The following is a 20546-nucleotide window of genomic DNA, read 5'->3' as shown; positions in this document are numbered from 1 at the left end:
CGGTTGCCATGTCCGGGATGGACGGCGGCGCATCGTTTGCCGGCGATGCCGCCGCACCCCCCGCATCCGCGTCCGATACCCCTCTGTTGCGCGCCGCCGCGCGCCGGAGCCGTTCCCCATTCCTGTACCCCGACATCAACCCGTTCGAGGCCGGCACGGGGCGGTACGATCCGGCCGCCTTGCCCGCCGGCGATTCATCTCGAAAATCGTCCTGATCCTGGCCCGTTGGCCTCCGGTTGCCGCGGATGATCCGCGCTCGCCGCATGCGAACGGCAGGGCGTTTTCCCCCTGCTCCGTCTCCTTTGCCAACGGCGGTCGACCCGCGCGGACGCTTTCCCCTTGTGTGCGTTTTGGCGCGCTCCCCGCCCCCTTGGATGCATCCGGCTTTCCCGTCGGGACGCATAATGTGGGATCGTTATGAATAACCCCTTGAATTCTGTGGAGGTTATAGCAATAATAAGTGTATTGAATCCACTGCGGCACCCCTCTCTCCACCTCGTCAAGGAGGCGCATGATGACCGACCCCAGACACACTTCGCTGTATAGCCACATTCAAGCTGTCAAAAAAGGCGAACGCGTCTTTGAGAACGCCTTTCAGAGCGTCAGCCGGATGATCCTGGAAAAGGAGATCAACAAGGTCACGGTCAACGGCAAATCCACCTTCGATTTCACCATCTTTCGCGAAGGCAGAAAACACATCATCGGCATGTACGACGAGATCAACTCGTTCGTCTCCTTTGTCAAGGACGCCTCCCAGGGGGGCTCCTCCAAGGAGATGGCCTTTGTCCTCGTGGGCGAGCCGGGCAATGGCAAGACCTTTCTGGTCGAATATCTGTGCGCCCTGTACCGCAATTTTCTGGCCCAGCCGAAGAACAGGAAATACAGCTTCCGCTTCACCGGCCTGGACCGGGTGGGCAGCTACGGCGCCATCAAAGCCATCGAGTCGCAGACCTACGAGGACCCGATGATCCTGGCCCTCAACCTGTTCGAGAGCCGCGACGAGTCCCTGGCGCATCTGGCGAAGAAGTGCAGGGTCGGCGACAAGCTGCTGGCCCAGTGGAGCGAGAACTACCGACCGCTGGGGGCCTGCTCGGCCTACATCTGGAACGATATCCGCGCCATGGCCGGCGGCGACATCGAGGCGATGCTGCACAGCATCGAGATCGTGCCGGTGCCGCTGGTGGAGAGCCTGGGCACGGTCACCGGCAAGTATCCGGCCAAGGACAAGATCACCTCCTCGGCGGTGGACCTCCTGGGCGAGGAGTCGATCCAGCGGATGCTGCACATCACCGACACCAACAACCCCTACCGCTTCGACCTGCGGCGCGGGGCGTTGGCGCGGGTGGCCGGCGGCGGCATCCATTTCAGCGACGAGATCTACAAGAACAAGAAGGACCTGGTGCAGGTCTACCTGGGCATCATCCAGAACCGGACCATCGAGATCGACGGCTACCGCTGGCCCATCGACACCCTGATCATCGCCACCAGCAACAACTCGGAGTTCAACCGCTTCCTGGCCGAGAAGGAAGAGGCGCCGATCATCGACCGCTGCCGCATCTGCTACGTCTCGCACAACACCGATTACCGCCAGCAGCACGACCTGACCGCCTACGCCATCGGCAACGAGGCCAAGACCACGCTCACCGGCAACACCATGCACCAGGACCCGAACCTCAACTATGCCGCCTCGGTGGCCGTGGTCCTCACCCGCCTGCCCCGCTCGGAGAAGCTGACCCCGATCGAGACCATGAAGCTGGCCGCTGGCGAGGTGGCCGGCGAAAAGAGCCTGAAGACGCTTTCCGAGGTCATCGACACCCTCAACCAGGAGCACGACATCACCAAGCGCTTCGGCCAGAAGGGGTTGGGCCAGCGCAACCTGGGCCGCACCATGCAGCTCATGCTGGAGAGCTCGGAGACCAACGAGGGCCGGTGCATGTTCGCCTACGACGTGTTCACCGCCCTGGAGCGGGTGATCCTCGACTACGTCTCCGAGGCGGCCGACCGCGCCAAGTTCCTCGACGATCTCAAGATCGCCAGGGGGCTCTACCGCGAGCGGATCATGACCGAGATGTTCAACGCCTACATGGACGAGCCGCTGGCCATCCGCAAGGACGTGCTCAACTACGTCAACATGATCATCGGCATCGACGCCGAGAACCTGGGCGCGGACCGGATGTGGAAGTACAAGAACCCGCAGACCGGTGAGCTGGTGGCGCTCAAGATCGACGAACGCTACATCGATTCGGTGGAGGCCTGCCTGGGCCTGAAGATCCGCGAACAGAAGGACTCCTTCCGCACCTCGATCCGCAAGATCTACGGCCAGAAGATCTCGGTCAACCCGGATTACGACTTCATGGACAACCTGGAGCTGGTCAAGGCGGTCACCGACGTGCGCCTCAAGTCGGACATCGCCGGCGCCGGCAGCCTGATCGGCGCCCTGGCCAACCGGACCAACGAGGAGAACCAGAAACTCTACGACCGGATGATCGACACCATGCTTAACAAGCTCGGCTACTGCCTCACCTGCGCCCAGAAAACCATCGAATATTTCTGCACCCAGGTGGACGAGAACTGACGCCGTGCCGCGACGAAGGCAAACACGGAGGCGGCCATGAAGACGTTGCGACAACTGGCGCAGGAGTTGGAGGCGCGGGGACTGAGCGCGGAGCAGCGGCGGGTGATCGAATATGAACTCGCCCTGGCCGAACGAAGCGGCGCGGCTGATGTCCATCTGCCCGGCCCGGCGCCGGCGGCCCGTTCCCTCTACAGTTACGTCGATCCGGACCTGTTCGCCCAGGGGCTGCCCTCGCCGGTGGCCTCGATGGTGGCGGCGCAATCGCTCGACCACCTCCTCCAGCGCGATCTTCAGCGGGAACAGGACGGCTTTCCCCGCAAGATCCGCATCGGCAAGCTGGTCAAGCCCGGCCGCGACGGCGACGACAAGGTGGTGGTCATTCCCACCACGGTGGAGGAAAAGCTGATCCACGACAGCGTTCCCGAGGACGAGGAGGGCGAGGGCCAGGACCCGGGCGAAGGCGGTGCCGGCGAGGGCGAAGAGGGCGAGGTCATCGGCGAACAGCCGGTGCGCGAGGAGCAGGGCGGCGGCAGCGGGAGCGGCCAGGGCCAGGGCGGGGCCCATGAACTGGAATCCACGGTCTACGACCTGGGCCGCGTGCTGACCGAGCAGTTCGCCCTGCCCAACCTGCGCGACAAGGGCAAGAAACGGTCGCTCACCCGCTTTGCCTACGACCTTACCGACAAGAACCGCGGCTTCGGCCAGATCCTCGACAAAAAAGGGACGCTCAGGCGGGTGCTGCAAACCAATATCGCCCTGGGCCGGGTGCAGGCGGGCGCGCCGGTCGACGCCGGCGCCCTGATGGTGTCGCCCAACGACCGGCTTTATCGCATCCTCTCCAGGGAAAAGGATTACGAGTCCCAGGCCGTGGTCTTTTTCGTGCGCGACTACTCCGGCTCCATGGCCGGCAAGCCGACTGAACTGGTGGTCAACCAGCACGTGCTCATCTACGCCTGGCTGAGCTACCAGTACCAGAACCAGGTCGAGACCCGGTTCATCCTCCACGACACCGAAGCCAGGGAGGTGGAGAACTTCCAGTCCTATTACCAGATGCAGGTGGCCGGCGGCACCCAGGTGGCCTCTGCTTACCGGCTGGTCAATCGGATCGTGGCCGAAGAGGAGCTGACCCGCGACTATTCGATCTATGTCTTCCACGGTACCGACGGCGACGACTGGGACACCTACGGCGAGGAAACCCTGCCCGAGCTGGAGAAGATGCTCGTCTACGCCAGCCGGATCGGGATCACCATCGCCGAGAACGGGCTGGAGGGTTCCCGCCGTAGCGAGGTGGAGAAGTACCTGACCAAGTCGGGCCTGCTGGAAGCGAAGAAGGAGCTGCTCCGCCTGGACGTGATGTCCAAGGACAGCACCGAGGCCCGGGTCATCGAGGGAATAAAACGTCTGATTTCTTGACGCGGGGCGGAAGCCCGCTGCCGGTGCGATATGGAACTGATCAGTCAGCATGCCAAGCGGATCATGGAAGGGTGCAAGGAACGCGCCCGGCAGGCCGGGTTGCGTTTCGGGGACGAAACCCTGGAGTACATCGTCACCAACCGCGATATGGTGGCGCTGGGGCCCAAGGTGATGATTCCCACCCTCTACGACTACTGGGTGCAGGACGTCGAGGTGTTGCGCGAGCAGGGGCGCTACGAACTCTACCCCAACAACCCCTACGAGACGGTGATCAACACCCGGCCGCCGATCTCCTACTACAACGACAACAACCCGGATTGGCTCAACGTGATGATCTTCTATCACGTCATCGGCCACATCGATCTGTTCCAGAACAACCTCTTCTTCCGCCACACCTGGGACTACGACTTCGCCGGCCGGGCCCTGGCCGACAAGCGCCTGTTCGCCAAGCTGCGCTCGGAAAAGGGCCGCTGGGTCGACTACGTGATCGAATTCGCCCGCACCATCGACAACCTGGTGGGGTATTTCGACCTGCTGGCGGAGACTGACGGCGGCGCCAAGGGCGGGCGACCGCTCAGCCTGCTCGACTACTACTTCGACATCTTCCTCCAGCGCGGACCCAAGCCGGCGGTGAGCCTCTATGCCAAGGAAATCGAGCGCTACAACCGGATGCGCCGGGAATTCCCCGAGGACGGCGAGTTGCGTTTCCTCAAGAGCGTGACCGAGAAGCACCGGGAACTGGAAGCCCTGCACGCCAAGAAAGTGCAGGAGAAACAGCAGGTCGGCCGGACCGACCCGCTCCGGTTCCTGATGGAGTACTCGCCCTTCCTCAACCGCGAGGAGAACCGTTGGATGCTGATGATCCTCGAGGTGATCCGCTCGACCTCGCTCTATTTCCAGCCCCAGATCCGCACCAAGATCCTCAACGAGGGCTGGGCCTCCTACTGGCACGACACCCTGTTCCTGGGTGACGACCGCATCAGGGGGCACGAGGTCGACTACGCCATCGTCAACGCCAAGGTGACCTCCATGCCACGGGTCGGGCTCAACCCCTACGCCCTGGGCATGCGGCTTTTCCAGTACCTGGAGCAGCAGGCCGACCGCGGCCGCACCGGCCTGGCCTACTTCCAGACGCACGACCGGCGCAAGCGGCAGCAGTTCGACCGGGCCACCGGCCAGGGGCGGGACTACATCTTCCACATCCGCGAAAACTACTGCGATTCGATGTTCGTCAACCAGTTCATCGATCAGGATTTCGTCGATCAGCACCGGCTGTTCGTGGTCGGCAAGCGGCTGAACAAGGAACGGATGACCTGGCAGTACTACGTCCGCAGTCGCAAGGCCGCCGACTACAGACAGATGGTGGCGGACAGCCTCTACCATCCGCCGCGGGTCGAGGTCAGGGTGGATGAAAACAACGTCCTGGTGCTCGACCATCAGTTCGAGGGCAAGCCGCTGCTGCGCGATTTCATTTCCGGCGTGATGCTGGGCCTGGAATACCTCTGGGGCGGCGAGGTGCACCTCTACACCAGCGTTCCCATCCCGGTGAAGGCGAACAGGGAGGATGACGGCCAGGTGCGGGAGGAGACGCCGAAACGGATCATTGAGTGGAAGCGGTTCCGCTATACCATGAAGGACAAGACGCTGGCGCGCACCCTGGCGGAATGACGGGACGGCGCGGCGGGCGGCAACAGGGAGACGAGAGGATGGGCGCACTGAGCAAGGCCTTGGCAACCCTCAGAGAGTACAGGGATGACCGGCACCGGCAGGACGAGCTGTCCTTTACCGAGTTCCTTGGCGAGGTGGTTGAACGGCCCGAGCGGAATATCCGCAACGTCGCCCAGGTCTATGCCGACATGGTTCATCACTATGTCAGCAACGGCGGCGACGAGTATCCGGACGATCCGGAGTCGATCAGTTACCTCAACTACGACTGCTGCCGCCTGTTCGTCAAGGGGTCGGACCGGCCGTTCTTTGCCGACCGTCTGTTCGCCAACCGCTTGATCCGCCATGTGGAATCGCTTTCGGTCGGCGACCAGCAGAACAAGATCTACATCTTCGACGGCCCGCACGGCAGCGGCAAGTCGACCTTTCTCAACAACCTGCTCCGCAAGTTCGAAGAGTATGCCAATACCCCGGAAGGCACCCGCTACGAGGTGGTGTGGCGACTGCCGGTGCCCGAACTGGCCGGTGGCGTCCACCTGATCGCCACCCTGGCCGGCAAGCTGCCGCAGTTGCTGGGCGAGGAGGAGGGGCGGGAAGGCGAGATGGGGGCGAACAGCGGCAGCGAAAAGGGGCTCACGGCCAACTGGCTGACCCTGCCCTGCCCGAGCCACGACCATCCTCTGCTGATCATTCCCAAGGCCATCCGCCGACAGTTTCTCGACGAACTGCTGGACGACGACCGGTTCAAGGCCCAGCTCTTCCATGAAAAGCGGTATGAATGGGTCTTCCGCGAGGAACCCTGCACCATCTGCCTGTCGCTCTATCAGGAACTGCTGAAAAAGGAGGGTGATCCCCTCAAGGTGCTGGAGTCGGTCTTTGCCCGGCCCTATGTGTTCAACCGGCGGCTGGGAGCCGGCATTTCGGTGTTCAACCCCGGCGACCGGCGCTCGCAGCGCACGGTCCGCACCGACGACGAGGTGCAGCGCATCTTAAACGGCCTGTTCGCGCCGGCCGGCAAGGTGCCCTACCTCTACTCCGGCTATGCCAAGATCAACAACGGCATCTACGCCCTGATGGATGTCAAGTCGCACAACACCGAGCGGCTGATGGACCTGCACAACATCGTCAGCGACGGCGTGCACAAGGTCGATCATGTCGAGGAACGGGTCAACAGCCTCTTTTTCGCCCTGATGAACCCGGAGGACAAAAAGGTGCTCACCGACCTGGCCGCCTTCGCCGACCGGATCGAGTATGTCAATATTCCCTATGTCCTCGACATCAAAACCGAAGTGGAGATATACCGGGAGGTGTTCGGCGCCCATATCGACGACAGCTTCCTGCCGCGGGTCCTGCACAACTTCGCCCGGGTGATCGTGGCCACCCGCCTGCGGACCAAGTCGGACGCCATGCTCGAATGGATCCAGGACCCGGACAAGTACGAACTCTACTGTGACCACAACCTGCAACTGCTCAAGATGGAGATCTATGCCGGTCATATTCCGCCCTGGCTGACCGAGGAGGACGTGGAGCGGTTTACCTCCAAACGACGGCTCAAGATCATTTCCGAGTCGGAGGAGGACGGCTGGCAGGGGCTGTCCGGTCGCGATTCCATCCGGATGTTCAACGAGTTCTACTCGATTTACGCCCGGGACGACAAACTGATCGACATGTCGATGCTCGGCAAGTTTTTCCGCAAATACTGCAAGAAGGACAAGACCATCCTGCCCATGGGTTTTCTCGATTCCCTGCTGCGGATGTACAACTACGGCGTGTTGCAGTCGGTCAAGGAGTCGCTGTACGACTACAACGAGGAGCAGATCGCCAGGGATATCCAGAACTATATGTTCGCGGTCAATTTCGAGCCGGGAACGGTGGAGACCTGCCGGTTCACCGGCGAGCGGCTGGAGATCAACGAAGCCTTTTTCCAGCGGATCGAATCGCGGCTGATGATCCCCGCCAGCGCTGCCGCCGCTTTCCGCGCCAGTGTGCAGAAGGCGTACACCACCGCCCTGACCCAGGAGATCCTGCGCGACAATCTCCCCATCACCGAAACCGGACTCTACCACCACCTTTACGAGCGCTATATCCACAACCTCAAGGAAAAGGTGCTCGATCCCTTCCTGGAGAACGAGAATTTCCGACGGGCGGTCAAGGAGTTCGACCAGGAATCGTTCAAGACCTACGACAAGAAGATCCGCAGCGATGTCCGCTTCATGATGAAGAATCTGCAGAAGAAATTCGGCTACAGCCGCCAGGGAGCCAAGGAAATCTGCATCTACGTCATCGACAACAATTTGGCGAAGATCTTTGCCGAGCAGGATGGCCTGGGGCAGTTTACGCCGTGACGCGGGCCGGCGGCGGCCGGCTAACTGAATGCCTTTCTCCTGCACAGGTATTGCGACGCGCGCAGCGCGGAGAAATCTTGTCAGGGTAGGAGATTTCCCGCTTCCACTCGAAACGACAAGTCAATTTCTGCCAACATTCGCCGTTGCATCAACGCGTTCCTGAAGCTGGAACAAGTACTGTTTTGACGGTAAAAAAAAGCCGGCTTCCCCGGAAAGGGGAAAGCCGGCGGTGGCAGCGGGCCGTTCAGAAGGATTTGGTCAGGGTGGCGATGAAGCGCGATTCCTCCGGGCCGTTCTCGACTCCGTACTCCTGAAGATAGCGCAGGTTCACCTGGAACAGCATGGGCAGGTAGAACACGTTGATTTCGGCGCCGGCGGCATGGGCCTGCTTGTGCTGATCGGCGAAGATACCGTAGGCCGGGTTGTCGTCGCTGTCGTCGGCAATCTGCCAGTAGGAGGCGCCGGTCAGGCCGGGGCGGATCATCCAGGTGCTGTTGACCTGAAATTCCTTGCCAATGCCGTACTCGGCCACGAATTCGGAGCCGGGCCTGACATCGGTGTCCTCCTGTTCGCCGTTGATCAGGGTCCGGGTGAGGAGGCTGACCGACCAGGTCTTTTGCTCGTCGAAATAATAGGTGCCGCCCAGGGTCAGCCGGCCGGACCAGTAGCCCAGGCCGGGCGAGGCCGGTTCCGTTGCCTCGTAATGGCCGGTGGGGACGATCACCGCCAGGGCGAACACCGCATCCCAGCGGGGCTGGTGCCAGGCCAGGGCGAAGGGCTCAATCTCGATGTCGCCGACGGTGAAGGAGTGGCTGTCGGAAAAGGCGCCCTGGGTGAACTCCTGGTCGACCAGGGGCACGACGAAATCGTAGAGGAAGTCGGCGCCCAGGATCTTGATGCCGGTGACATGGATGAGCCGCTGCACCGAGGCGAAGACATTGAGGTCGAATGTGCCCGGAACGGTGTCGCCGCTGTTGTTTTTATATTCGTTCGGGGAGTACCAGAGGTTGTACATGCGGTAATGCCAGCCCGGCGGGCCAACGGTCGCGCCCAGCACGCCCTCGACGCCGTAGGTGTAGTGCGACCCCGGAGTCGCCGCCCATCCCGAACCGCATAACCCTGCCAGCAGCGCCAAACCGCCGGCGATCCCGGCAAGCCGCCGTGTGCTCCTCGCCATCATCTTTCCCCCTTTGATTTTCACTGTTCATGTCCGGACGCGTTCGCGTGTTCGCACCCGGTGGTCTCAATCGTCTTGTCCTGATTCGGCCATCCGGCCGAACCGCTCCCAGAAATCGGGAAAGGATTTGGCCACGCACTCTTCGCCAGCGATGTTCACGCGGGGGATGCGCAGACCGGCCACGGCAAAGCTCATGGCCATGCGGTGGTCGTCGTAGGTGGCGATGGTCGCGCCGTGCAGATTGGCACCGCCCTTCCTGCCGTGGATGATCATCCGGGTCGGCTCCTCCTCCACCTCGGCGCCCAGTCTGCGCAGCTCGCTGACCACGGCGGACAGGCGGTCGCACTCCTTGATCCGTAGGTGGGCGATATTGTTGATGATGGTCGTGCCCTCGGCAAAGGCGGCCACCACCGCCAGGGTCGGGGCCACGTCGGGCATGTCGCCCATGTCCAGTTCGATCCCTTCGAGGACCTCCGGCCCGGTCACGGCGATGCCGGATTCGGTCTGCTCGATGCTGCAACCCATGCGGGCCAGATAGGGCAGGAGCCTGGCATCGCCCTGCAGGGAAGGCACCGGCACGTTGGTCACCACGACCCGGCCGCCGGTGACCGCCGCCGCCGCCCAGAAATAGGAGGCCCCCGAGGCGTCGCCCTCGATGGCGTAGGTCCGGCCCCGGTAGCGGCCCTGGGGGATGCGGAAGAAATTCAGGGCCGGCGCGGCTTCGACCCGGATGCCGAAATCGGCCATCACCGCCAGGGTCATCTCGACGTAGGGCTTGGAGAGGATTTCGCCGCGCACCTCCAGCTCGGCCGGGGCCGCGGCATAGGGCGCCACCAGGAGCAGGGAGGAGAGGTACTGACTCGACTTGCCCTCGGGCAGCACGGTACGGCCGCCGGCCAAGCCGTTGGCCTGGATGGTCAGGGGCGGGCAGCCGGTGCCGGCATCGCTGGCAATGTGCACCTGCCAGCCGCGCAGGGCTTCCATCAGGGGCAGGATCGGCCGTTCGGCCATGCGTTCGCTGCCGGTGATGCGGAAGCGGCCGTGGCCAAGCGCCGCCACCGAGGTGAGGAAGCGGGTGGCGGTGCCGTTGTTGCCGAGGAAGAGGTCGCCGGCGGGCTCTTCGATCCGGCCGCCGGTGCCCTGAACTTGCCAGCAGTCCGGATCGCGGTCGTCGCAGTCGCCCCCCATGGCCCGCAGGGCGGCCATGGTGTAGCGGGTGTCGTCGCTGGCCAGCGGGCCGAGCAGTCGGGACGATCCCTCGGCCAGGGCGGCGGCGATCAGGGCGCGCTGGGTCAGGCTCTTGGAACCGGGAACCGTGACCATGGCATCGAGGGTGCGGACAGGGGTAATGGCGATCATCTCGGCTCGAATCGAAAAAAGCGTTAGGAGTGGCGGCCCTGCAGGGCGTCGAGCAAGGCCTGGCGCATGACCGCGTGGGGGGCTTCGCGGCCGGTCCAGAGGGTGAACTGGGCCGCCCCCTGGTACTGGAGCATGGTGAGGCCGTCGATGGTACGGCAGCCGCGGGCGGCGGCCTCGCGCAGCAGCCGGGTTGCCAGCGGCGCATAGACAATGTCCATGACCACCCGGAAACGGGGGAGCAGTTCGGGGTCGATCGGTATGGTGTCGGCATGGGGCGCCATACCCACCGAGGTGGTGTTGATCAGGGCATCGGCCCGGACCTGGGCCAGTTCGGCGGCCGGAATGAAGCGGCATCCCATCTGGTCGGCCAGTTCCCGGCCCTTGGCCTCGGTGCGGTTGGCGAGCAGGACTCGGGCGCCGGCCTCGATCAGGCCGAATCCCACGGCCCGGGCCGCACCGCCGGCACCGAGCACCAGGACGGTGCGGCCGGCGGGATCGATGGCCTCGGCCAGGGCCCGGTTCGCACCCAGCCAGTCGGTGTTGTGGCCGGTGCAGCGGACAGTGGCGCCGGCCCGGGCGAACACCAGGGTGTTGACCGCGCCGATCTTGCGGGCCACGGGATCGATGGCATCGAGGAAGTCCATGATCGCCACCTTGAACGGCACGGTGACCGAGACACCGATAAAGCCGAGGCTGCGCAGGCCGCGGAAACCGTCGGCCAGATCGGTGGGGCGCATGGGCACATAGATCCCGTTGAGCCCCAGGTGGGCGAAGGCGGCGTTGTGCATGGCCGGACTTAAAGAGTGTTCGACCGGATCGCCGATGATGCCGAAGAGGTGGGTATGGCCGTCGATCATGGCGCGGTGTCGAGCAGGGTGAGTAGTTGGCGCAAATCGTGGATGGTGATCTGGCCCGGCGCGGTGGCCTGGACCGCACTCAGGGCGGCGTAGGTCATGAAGCCGCCGAGGCGGAGGGTGGCCAGGCGGGTGATCGTGCCGGCCTCGCCCATGGCAAAGGCGCAGAGGGGGAAGCCGGCGGCCATCGCCTCCTGCTGGAGGGCGAGGATGCACAGGGCATCGGCGGGCGAGGCGGCGGTGGTGACGATTTTGCCGATATCGGCGCCGCAGGCGATCATCTGCCGCAGGGTGGCGCTCAGCCGGTCGGCCGGGGGCGTGGTCGTAAAATCGTGACTGGAAACGATCACCTTGGCGCCACAGGCGCGGGCCGTTGTCTGCAGGTGGGCCCGCAGTTCCGGCGCGGTCCGCAGCTCGATATCGACATAGCGGGCGCCGGCCTGCAGGGCCGCGTCGAGTTGGTCGAGCCGTTCTTCCTCGCTGGCCACGAACCGGCCGCCTTCCCAGACCGGCCGGTTCGTGGCCAGCACCGGTCTAGCGAGCGCGGCGATGCAGGCGGGGTCAAGAGGTTCGCGCAGGCCGTCGAGCCGGATCTCGATTACGTCGGCCAGTTCGGCCGCAGGCGCGACCGCCGCCAGCACGCCGGCGCAGTCCTCGGCCAGCACCGAGACGCAGATCAGGCCGCTTCGCGCCATGCCTTACGCCTCCAGTCGCAGCGAGCCGATAATGGCCCGGACCGAGGATTCACCCTGCTGCCGCAGGTAGTCCTCGATGCCGGCCACGATCTCTCCGGCCGCCGCCGGGTTGTAAAAATTGGCGGTCCCCACCTGGACGGCCGTGGCCCCGGCCAGGAGAAACTCGATCGCATCCTCGGCGGTGCCGATGCCGCCAATGCCGATCACCGGGATGTCGACCGCCGCGGCCACCTGCCAGACCATGCGCAGGGCAATGGGTTTGATCGCCGGTCCGGACAGGCCGCCGATGACGTTGCCTAGCTTGGGCCGCCGGGTGCGGGCATCGATGGCCATGCCGATCAGGGTGTTGATCAGGGAGAGGGCATCGGCACCGGCTGTTGCCACCGCGTGGGCCATGGCCACGATGTCGGTGACATTGGGCGAGAGTTTGACGATGACCGGCAGATCGGTGGCCGCTTTGACCGCGCGGGTGACCGCCGCCGCCATTTCCGGCACCGTGCCGAAGGCGACCCCACCCTTCTTGACGTTGGGGCAGGAGATGTTCACTTCCAGGCCGTGGATGCCGGCCACCCCGGTCAGCTTCGCGGCCAGGGTGGCGTAGTCCTCGACCGAGTCGCCGAGGATGTTGACGAGCACCCGGCAGCCGCAGGTGCGCAGAAAGGGCATCTTGTCGCTGATGAACCGTTCCACGCCGACATTTTCCAGGCCAATGGCGTTGAGCATGCCGCAGGGCGTTTCGACGATGCGCGGTGGCGGATTGCCGGACCGCGGCGCCAGCGAGATCCCCTTGACCACCACGCCGCCCAGGCGGGAGAGCGGCACGAGCTGGGCGAATTCGGCGGCGTAGCCGAAGGTGCCGGAGGCGGTCAGCACCGGGTTGGCCAGGGCCAGCGGCCCCAGGGAGACGGACAGATCGGGAGCGGCGGTCACCGGTTCCATGCCACCTCCTCGGCGGCCATCACCGGCCCGTTTTTGCAGACATGGAGATAGCGGCCGTCGGCGCCCGGGACGGTGCAGCCGAGGCAGGCGCCCAGACCGCAGGCCATATGCGCTTCCAGCGAAACCTCGCAGGGAACGCGGGCGCTCCGGCAGGCCGCTGCCACCGCGGCCAGCATCGGATGGGGGCCGCAGGCATAGACCTTGCTCACCGTGGTCAGATGAGGGATGAGCAGATCGATTACCAGGCCGTGATGGCCCAGGGAGCCGTCGTCGGTGGCGGTTTCGACCCGACAGCCCAGTTGGCTGAATGCCGCGGTCAGCTCTGTCAGTTCTTCGCCGGTGCGCGAACCGAGCAGCACGGCGCAGCGCTCAGGCGCATCCAATCGATCGGCCCAGAAGAGCAGGGGCGCGATGCCGATGCCACCCCCGACCAGGCAGACAGGGGTGGTCGGCGCCGGAAGGCGAAATCCCCGGCCCAGCGGTCCGATCAGACTCACGCTTTCGCCGGGTCGGCAGCGGGCGAGCAGCTCCGTGCCCCGGCCGATCACCCGGATCAGGAGTTGGATGGTTTCCGGCCCGCTGCAGCGGTGAATGGAAAAAGGGCGGCGCAGCAGGGGATCGAGGGTGGGGCCGCAGGTCGCCATGACAAACTGCCCTGGCCGGGCGGCGGCGGCGATCAGGGGAGCGCGCAGGGTCAGCCGGTACAAGGTTTCGGCGAGCCGATCAATCTTCTGGACTATGGAATTTTCCTGGTACTCGGGCATGGAAAACGATACAACAGATCACGGGTGAACCGTGGTTTTCTGAACAATCAACAGGTGGTTATCAATCATGCAATCGACTCTGCTCGTCATGGCTGCGGTGCTCGGCGCCGTGGTGGGTTCCTTTCTCAACGTGGTCATCCTCCGGCTGCCGAAGGAGGGCGCCTCCATCGTCTTTCCGGCGTCCCATTGCCCCCGGTGTCTGCAGCCGCTGGCCTGGTACGAGAACATCCCGCTGCTCAGCTTCCTGGTGCTGCGCGGCCGCTGCCGCACCTGCAAGGTGGCCATTTCCTGGCAGTATCCGCTGGTCGAACTGGCCATGGCCGGCTTGGCGGCGCTGGTCGCCCACCGGTTCGGCATCGGCCTTGCGTCCGTGTTCTATTTCGTCTTTTGCGCTGCCCTGCTGGTTATCATATTTATCGACATCCATCATCAAATAATTCCCGATCGCATCAGCCTCCCCGGCATTGTCCTTGGCTTTATCGGCTCGTTTTTCGTCCCTGCCGTGACCTGGCAGCAGTCCGGCCTTGGCATCCTGTTGGGCGGCGGCCTGCTCTACGCGGTCGCCTACGGGTACTACGCCCTGACCGGCCGGGAGGGGATGGGCGGCGGCGATATCAAGCTGCTGGCCATGATCGGCGCTTTCCTCGGCTGGCAAAGCTTGCTCTACGTGGTCTTTGCCAGTTCCCTGGTCGGTAGCCTGGTGGGCATCGCCGCCATGTTCCGGCAAAAAAAAGGCGGTCAGACCCGTCTTCCCTTCGGTCCCTTTCTGGCCCTGGCCGCGCTTTCCTATCTCTTTTTTCAGGAACAGATTCACACGCTCTGGCGCCTGTATCTCACCGCTGCCGGTCTGTAAACGGCCAACCGATCATTACGAGGCAAAAAAAAACCCCCGAGTGGCTCGGGGGTTTTTTTGGGTTGACGACGGGTGTCAGGCTTCGATCTCGTGCTCCACCCCGATGGCGATCTTGTAGAGGATGGTGAGAATGAAGAATCCGGCAGCCCAGACCCCGATGGTGATGAAGATCTCGTTGAAGGTCGGATAATACTCGACGATCTCCTCGGTCGGCGTGGGGACGAAGCCGCCGAGCACGAAGCCGATGCCCTTGTCCAGCCAGAAGGCGAGGAAGATCGAGGCGCAGCCGAGACCCAGCCAGAGATCGTTTTCCCTTCTCGTGCGGGGATGGGTGATCAGGGCGATGCCCACCAGGAAGAGCACCACGAAGCCCCACATAAACGGCACCAAGTTATTGTAGACATGACCGTGGTGTTCCAGCCCGAAGAACAGGTACTGCAGGGTGTGCTTGTGGCCGGGGATGTCCGAGTAGAAGCCGACGAAGAACTCCAGGCCGACAAAAAACATGTTGGCGATGGCCGCATAGGTGATGATGGTCACCATTTTGTCGATGGCCTGCTTGCCGGCATCGAAGTTGGCGACCCGTTTCAGGATCAGGGCCATGACCACGATCAGGGCCGGACCGGCGGCGAAGGCCGAGGCCAGGAAGCGGGGGGCGACGATCGCGGACAGCCAGAAGTGGCGACCGGGTAGACCGCAGTAGAGCATGGCGGTGACGGTGTGGATGGAAAAGGCGAAGGGGATCGACAGGTAGACGAAAAAGTAGATCCACTTCGGCGGATGCACCTGTTTGCGCTCCGCGGTCAGGATGACCCAGCCGCACAGGGCGTTGAGGAGCAGATAGCCCCAGAGCACGCACATATCCCAGAAGAGCATGGAATGCGGCGTGGGGTAAAAGAGGACGTTCAGGCCCCGTAGCGGCTGGCCGAGGTCGGCCATGATGAACATCATGCACATCAGCAGGGAGGCGATGGCCAAAAATTCGCCCAGGATGGTGATCTTGCCGAAGGCCTTGAAGTTGTGAATGTAGTAGGGAAGCACCAGCATGACACCCCCGGCGGCGACGCCGACCAGGAAGGTGAACTGGGAGATGTAGATCCCCCAGGAGACGTCGCGGGTCATGCCGGTGAGGCCGAGACCGTAAAAGTACTGGCGGAGGTAGCAGACAGCCGCCACCGCGATAAAAAAGCCGAGGAAGGCCAGCCACATCCAGTAGTAATTGTTTCCTTTTAATGCTTTTTCAAACATGGGGGCCTCACACGATATAAAAGACGGAAGGTAAGGTACCGAGGGAAGGATTGCGCTGAATGGTGTGCGCTTCTTTCAGGATCTTCCGGATCTCGGAGTTCGGGTCGTTGAGATTGCCAAACACGAGTGCCTTGCTGTCGCTGACCGCCTCGACACAGGCTGGCAGTTTGCCGGCCTGCACCAACTCGACGCAGAAGTTGCATTTCTCCACGACACCGCGCGTCCGGGAGGGATAGTCCTGATTGACGTGCGCGATGAACGGCCGGGGATCGCGCCAGTTGAAGCTGCGGCTGCCATAGGGACAGGCGGCCATGCAGAAACGGCAGCCGATGCAGCGATGGTAATCCATGCCGATGATGCCGTCCTCATAGCGGAAGGTCGCCTTGGTCGGGCAGGCGCGGACGCAGGGCGGATTGTCGCAGTGGTTGCACAGGATCGGCAGGGTGTTGGTCGCTGTGGCCTCGTCCCGGTACAGGTTCGGCTTCTCCGGAAAAGCGTTCTCGAACTTGGTCATCCAAATCCACTTGATTTCGTCGCGCTTATCCTGGAAATTCGGCACGTTGTGCACCTGGTGGCAGGCATGGATCGCCTTTTCGCCGAGGCTCGGGTCCTGATAGAATTTCTTGATGTCGATGACCATGCCGTAGCGGTTGGCGCCCGCCTTTGCCGGCGCGGCGTGTTCGGCGCCATGGCCTGCCTCGGTACTGGCCTGAGCCATGCCGGCCCCCGTCACCAACCGATCAACTACCGCAGTTCCACCAAGGCCCGCCAATGTGGAAAGGCCGGCTACCTTGAGGAAATTTCTTCTATTTGTATCCATGTGTTTTTTCCTCCTTCGCCGTTCACTCAACAGGGGCCAGGTGGCAGTCCCAGCAATAGGGACGAACCGATGCATAAGTATGACACGTGTCACAGAACTGCTTCTTGCTGGTGTGGCATTTCATGCAGTTCAGCATCAGGCTCTTCGGGTATTCCTTGCCGTCTACAGTCACTGCCGCCCGCTGGCCGTCACGCAGCACCTCGTCGCGCCAGACGTTGAGCAGCTTCATGTGCTCGGCGCGGATTTCTGCCGCCGGCAGCACACAGGTCTTGGCATCCTTGGGCAACACGGGCTTGGGTGGCTCGGTCCCGGCGCCGCCGCGGTTGTACCAGATGGGTATGGTAATAAACAGGACGAAAATGATCAGTCCCGGGATTATCTTACCGCTATCATACATCGCTCTTCCTCCCTTCCTGCCGGTCAGTTAAACCAAGGTCCTGAGCCCTTCGGTCAGGTCTTGTCGTTGTTCACCTTCGATCACCAATGCGTTGCCGACAAGCTCGCTCAAACCGGCCACCTGGACCTCGGGCACCCAGTAATTCATGAGGGTTGTCAGGGTTGCCCTGTCGATCGCGCATACACAGCCGAGCGTGTTAACGCCATGCTTTTCGTGGACATAGCGGACGGCGTTGGCCCGTGGCAGCCCCGAACGCATGCGCAACTCCATGATCTCGTCGGTGTTGAGCGCCGTGCCCGACCCGCAGCAGAAGGTCTGCTCGCGGATGGTGTTGGGCGGCATCTCGAACCAGTTGTCGACCACGTTGTCCAGAATGTAGCGCGGTTCATCCAACAGGCCCATGGCCCGCGCTGGGTTGCAGGAATCGTGGAAGGTCGGCACGACATGGGCGTTGCGGCTCTTGTCCAGCTTGATCTTGTTGTTCTTGATCAGGTCGGCGGTGAATTCGGAGATGTGGATCATCTTGGTCGAGGCGGCGTTCTCGAATACCGTGCCGGTGATCGGGGAGCGCGGCACTTCGAGGAAGTCGGCCGGGCCGTTCATGGTGTCCATGTACTGGTGGAGGACGCGCCACATGTGGCCGCACTCGCCGCCCAGGATCCAGCGGACCCCGAGTCGCTTGGCTTCGGCGTACATCTTGCCGTTGAGCTTCTTCATCATCTCGTTGGAGGTGAAGAGGCCGAAGTTGCCGCCCTCGGAGGCATAGGTGGACCAGGTGTAGTCCAGGCCGATGGCCTCGAACAGCAGCAGGTAGCCCATGCAGGTGAAGATGCCCGGCTCGGCGAAGACATCGGCCGAGGGGGTGATGAACAGCACCTCGGCGCCCTTGCGGTTGAAGGTCGGGTTGACTCGGATGCCGGTGAGGTTCTCGATGTCGTCGCAGAGGAACTCGACATTGCCCTTGAAGGCCTGGGGCGTGAGCCCCATGTGGTTGCCGGTGCGGTTGGAGTTGGCGACCGGCTCCATGGCCCAGTTGATGCCCACGCCCACCATGTGGAGCAACTCGCGCAGCATCATGGTGATCTCGGCGGTATCGATGCCGTAGGGACAGAAGACCGAACAGCGCCGGCATTCCGTGCACTGGTAGGCATACATGAACCATTCCTTGAGCACGCCCACGGTCATCTCGCGGCCGCCGACCATCCTGCCCAGGATTTTGCCGGCCCGGGTGAATTCCTTGCGGTACACCGAGCGCAGCAGCTCGGCGCGCAGCACCGGCATGTTCTTGGGATCGCCGGTGCCGAGGAAAAAGTGGCACTTGTCGGCGCAGGCGCCGCAGCGGACGCAGCAGTCCATGAAAATTTTCAGGGAACGGAAGCGGTCGAGCCGGTCCGCCAAACCCTGAAGAATGATTTCCTTCCAGTTTTCGGGAAGTTTCCAGTCGTCGTCCTCGGGACTCCATTCGCGGGCGTTGGGAAAACTGACGCCCTTCTGGCTGTCCAGATATCTGATGACTTCAGCCTTGGCCGGGTAGGCGTAATTTCCGGGTTTGAATACGGCAGGTACATCCATCCAATTCTTGGTCGGGATGGAGCCCGTCATCAGCGAAGGTCCCTCGGCAACGCTCCGTGCCAGCTTATCTACCTTTACTACTGCCATTGCTCTGTCCTTATCCTCTTGAATTATCCAGCGTTAGTCTTAGCCTTGCGACGGCAACTCTTTCTCGACGGGAATGCCCTGCTCGACCATATCCTCGCGGAACTCGTCCTCGTAGGAGGCGTAGGAGTGCGGCTTGATCTCCGGATTCCAGGGGTTGATGTGGCGTTTCATCCGGGAATCGTTGGCCAGATTCCGGGTCGGGCTGAGGAAGACGCCGCCCATATGCATGAGCTTGCTGAAGGGAAAGTACGCAAGCAGAGTGCACACCAGAAAGAGGTGGGCATAGAACAGCGGGCTGATCTCGGTGACGATGGTCGGCGAGAAGGTGACCAGTCCCACCGCCAGTTGCTTGATGGCGTTGATGTCCACGTCGGCGCGGAGGAAAAAGCGCATCAGGATGCCCGTCGCCACGATCCCCAGAATGAGGAAGAGCGGGAAGTAATCGTTCATCAGGGAGATGTAGCGCACCTGGGGGTTGGTCAGCCGGCGGGCGAACAGGAACAGCAGGGCGAGGACGATGGTGACGTCCGTCATGTACATGGCCGGCGCGCCGATCTGCAGAAGCGAGTCGCCGATCTCCACGAAGGCAACCAAACCCGGCACCGGGTCGAGGAACAGCCGCATGTGACGGATGACGATCACCAGGAAGCTGTAGTGGAACATGATGCCGAACAGCCACAGCCACTTGCTCGATTCATAGGTCAGTTTCGGGCCGGCATAGACGGTGGCCTTGGTGTTGCGCCAGAGCGAACGGAAGAACACGATTTCAAGAAACATTCTGGCCACGACCTGGGCGGCGTTGACCGGGGCCTCGAGTTTGTCGTGCTTGATCCAGGGCAGCGAATAGCCCTGGCCGCAGGTGGTGGGAATTTTGAAGGGAACCGGCGATTTGCCCCAATGGATGACCCGGTAGCAAAAACCGCCTAAGAACAGCGCCATGGCCAGATACGGAATGACAACACCAAAGAGGTATTGCATTCCCGGTATCTGCACCAGGATCAGCGCACACAACACCAGGGCAATGACTGCCGCCAAAGGGAAGGCGTACTTCATCGATCACTCCTTCGCATTCAAGTTAACGATAACGTCCAAGTTACGTACAAGCCGGAAGCGCGCTCCAGATTCCCGCTGTGGAGCCCTCCTCCGGCGGGTCACACCCGTTCACGGTTCGGTCGTAGCATCCGCACCCGGCTGCTCCCGCCGCAGAAGGGCGGAGGGGCAAGCCGCATCGGTGAGCAGGGCTCTGCCGCTTTTCAGTTCCCGAATCCGGTTGCGGTACAACTGCTCGCGGCATTCGCTGTAGATATTGAAGGCCGTCAGCGCCATCCGGTCGATATCGCAATCCAGGGCATCCAGTTTGCCCAACAGCGGCCGGGTCGCCTTGTCGCCGGAGAGCACCTGCTTCACCACCCATTTCAACTCGAGAAAGGGAGCGACGGCCTGCGCCGGGGTGAACTCCTGGACCGCCCGGATCCGGACCACCTGATCCAGCGGCTTGGCACAGGCCTGGAGATCGGCCTTGGCCACCAGCAAGTCGAACAGGGCGGTCAATCCCGCCGTGATATTGCTGCCCACCGGGTTGGCGAAGGGATCCTTGGCGCTTTTAAAAAAACCTGGCGCGATGTAGCTGTCGAGGGTCCGCTCGATCCACACAGAGAGGATCTCCTGCTTTTTGCTGGTCAGTGCTTCGGTTACTTCCATCGTCTGCGGTCACGGCGGCCGCAGAGCCCTGCGGGTTGAGACGGCCGGTGCAATTCTGTCAGTATATCAATCATCTCTCGCC

17 protein-coding genes are annotated in these 20546 nt (G+C 62.8%); 5 read left to right on the top strand and 12 right to left on the bottom strand.

Annotated elements, in window-relative coordinates; genetic code table 11:
* Positions 1–514 precede the first annotated feature (514 nt).
* Genes Q362_RS0109130 through Q362_RS0109115 form a run of 4 tightly spaced genes read left to right on the top strand, consistent with a single transcriptional unit; the run spans position 515 to position 7998 of the window.
* Positions 515–2575: a serine protein kinase PrkA gene (locus tag Q362_RS0109130; RefSeq protein WP_157469999.1), complete on the top strand. Its 2061-nt coding sequence runs from the start codon at positions 515–517 to the stop codon at positions 2573–2575.
* 36 nt (positions 2576–2611) lie between these two features.
* Positions 2612–3988, top strand: a complete 1377-nt coding sequence (locus tag Q362_RS0109125) for a DUF444 family protein (protein WP_028318434.1) — start codon at positions 2612–2614, stop codon at positions 3986–3988.
* Positions 3989–4018: 30 nt separating this feature from the next.
* Complete coding sequence (locus Q362_RS0109120; RefSeq protein ID WP_028318433.1) at positions 4019–5656, top strand: SpoVR family protein; 1638 nt, start codon at positions 4019–4021, stop codon at positions 5654–5656.
* A 38-nt stretch (positions 5657–5694) separates the two neighbouring features.
* Complete coding sequence (locus Q362_RS0109115; RefSeq protein WP_028318432.1) at positions 5695–7998, top strand: serine protein kinase PrkA; 2304 nt, start codon at positions 5695–5697, stop codon at positions 7996–7998.
* Positions 7999–8242: 244 nt separating this feature from the next.
* Here Q362_RS0109115 and Q362_RS22210 read toward each other — a convergent pair whose 3' ends face one another.
* The 6 genes from Q362_RS22210 to Q362_RS0109085 all read right to left on the bottom strand — a co-directional run bounded on the left by Q362_RS22210 (position 8243) and on the right by Q362_RS0109085 (position 13786).
* On the bottom strand, positions 8243–9178 hold the full coding sequence (locus Q362_RS22210; RefSeq protein ID WP_245590186.1) for a SphA family protein: 936 nt from the start codon (positions 9176–9178) through the stop codon (positions 8243–8245).
* Between the two features lie 63 nt (positions 9179–9241).
* Positions 9242–10534 (bottom strand): 3-phosphoshikimate 1-carboxyvinyltransferase, encoded by a 1293-nt coding sequence (aroA, locus tag Q362_RS0109105; RefSeq protein ID WP_028318430.1) that lies wholly within the window; start codon positions 10532–10534, stop codon positions 9242–9244.
* 23 nt (positions 10535–10557) lie between these two features.
* The gene (locus Q362_RS0109100; RefSeq protein ID WP_028318429.1) at positions 10558–11391 is read right to left on the bottom strand and encodes a shikimate dehydrogenase; all 834 of its coding nucleotides are present in this window, start codon (positions 11389–11391) and stop codon (positions 10558–10560) included.
* Entirely contained in the window at positions 11388–12083 is a 696-nt protein-coding gene (gene aroD / locus Q362_RS19955) for a type I 3-dehydroquinate dehydratase (protein ID WP_051553975.1), read from the bottom strand. The genes Q362_RS0109100 and aroD overlap by 4 nt, the downstream gene beginning before the upstream one ends.
* Positions 12084–12086: 3 nt before the next feature.
* Positions 12087–13022, bottom strand: a complete 936-nt coding sequence (locus Q362_RS0109090; protein ID WP_028318428.1) for a dihydroorotate dehydrogenase — start codon at positions 13020–13022, stop codon at positions 12087–12089.
* A complete protein-coding gene (locus Q362_RS0109085; protein ID WP_051553973.1) occupies positions 13010–13786 on the bottom strand; it encodes a dihydroorotate dehydrogenase electron transfer subunit in 777 nt (258 codons plus the stop codon). Before Q362_RS0109085 ends, Q362_RS0109090 begins: the two co-directional genes overlap by 13 nt.
* A 67-nt stretch (positions 13787–13853) precedes the next feature.
* Here Q362_RS0109085 and Q362_RS0109080 point away from each other — a divergent pair, with 67 nt between their 5' ends.
* The gene (locus Q362_RS0109080; protein WP_028318426.1) at positions 13854–14639 is read left to right on the top strand and encodes a prepilin peptidase; all 786 of its coding nucleotides are present in this window, start codon (positions 13854–13856) and stop codon (positions 14637–14639) included.
* A 75-nt stretch (positions 14640–14714) separates the two neighbouring features.
* On the opposite strand, the gene dsrP is transcribed toward Q362_RS0109080, so the two are convergent.
* The 6 genes from dsrP to Q362_RS0109050 all read right to left on the bottom strand — a co-directional run bounded on the left by dsrP (position 14715) and on the right by Q362_RS0109050 (position 20464).
* Entirely contained in the window at positions 14715–15887 is a 1173-nt protein-coding gene (gene dsrP / locus Q362_RS0109075; protein WP_028318425.1) for a sulfate reduction electron transfer complex DsrMKJOP subunit DsrP, read from the bottom strand.
* A 7-nt stretch (positions 15888–15894) separates the two neighbouring features.
* On the bottom strand, positions 15895–16707 hold the full coding sequence (gene dsrO / locus Q362_RS0109070) for a sulfate reduction electron transfer complex DsrMKJOP subunit DsrO (RefSeq protein WP_028318424.1): 813 nt from the start codon (positions 16705–16707) through the stop codon (positions 15895–15897).
* 22 nt (positions 16708–16729) lie between these two features.
* Entirely contained in the window at positions 16730–17104 is a 375-nt protein-coding gene (gene dsrJ, locus Q362_RS0109065) for a sulfate reduction electron transfer complex DsrMKJOP subunit DsrJ (protein ID WP_028318423.1), read from the bottom strand.
* Positions 17105–17131: 27 nt separating this feature from the next.
* Positions 17132–18763: a sulfate reduction electron transfer complex DsrMKJOP subunit DsrK gene (gene dsrK, locus Q362_RS0109060; protein WP_028318422.1), complete on the bottom strand. Its 1632-nt coding sequence runs from the start codon at positions 18761–18763 to the stop codon at positions 17132–17134.
* Positions 18764–18802: 39 nt separating this feature from the next.
* Positions 18803–19816, bottom strand: coding sequence for a sulfate reduction electron transfer complex DsrMKJOP subunit DsrM (dsrM, locus tag Q362_RS0109055; RefSeq protein ID WP_028318421.1), 1014 nt, complete (start codon positions 19814–19816; stop codon positions 18803–18805).
* Between the two features lie 108 nt (positions 19817–19924).
* A complete protein-coding gene (locus Q362_RS0109050; protein ID WP_028318420.1) occupies positions 19925–20464 on the bottom strand; it encodes an RsbRD N-terminal domain-containing protein in 540 nt (179 codons plus the stop codon).
* Between the last annotated feature and the right edge of the window lie 82 nt (positions 20465–20546).

The organism is Desulfobulbus elongatus DSM 2908 (assembly GCF_000621145.1).
Lineage (GTDB): Bacteria > Desulfobacterota > Desulfobulbia > Desulfobulbales > Desulfobulbaceae > Desulfobulbus > Desulfobulbus elongatus.
This window is presented reverse-complemented; position numbering and strand designations above follow the sequence as displayed.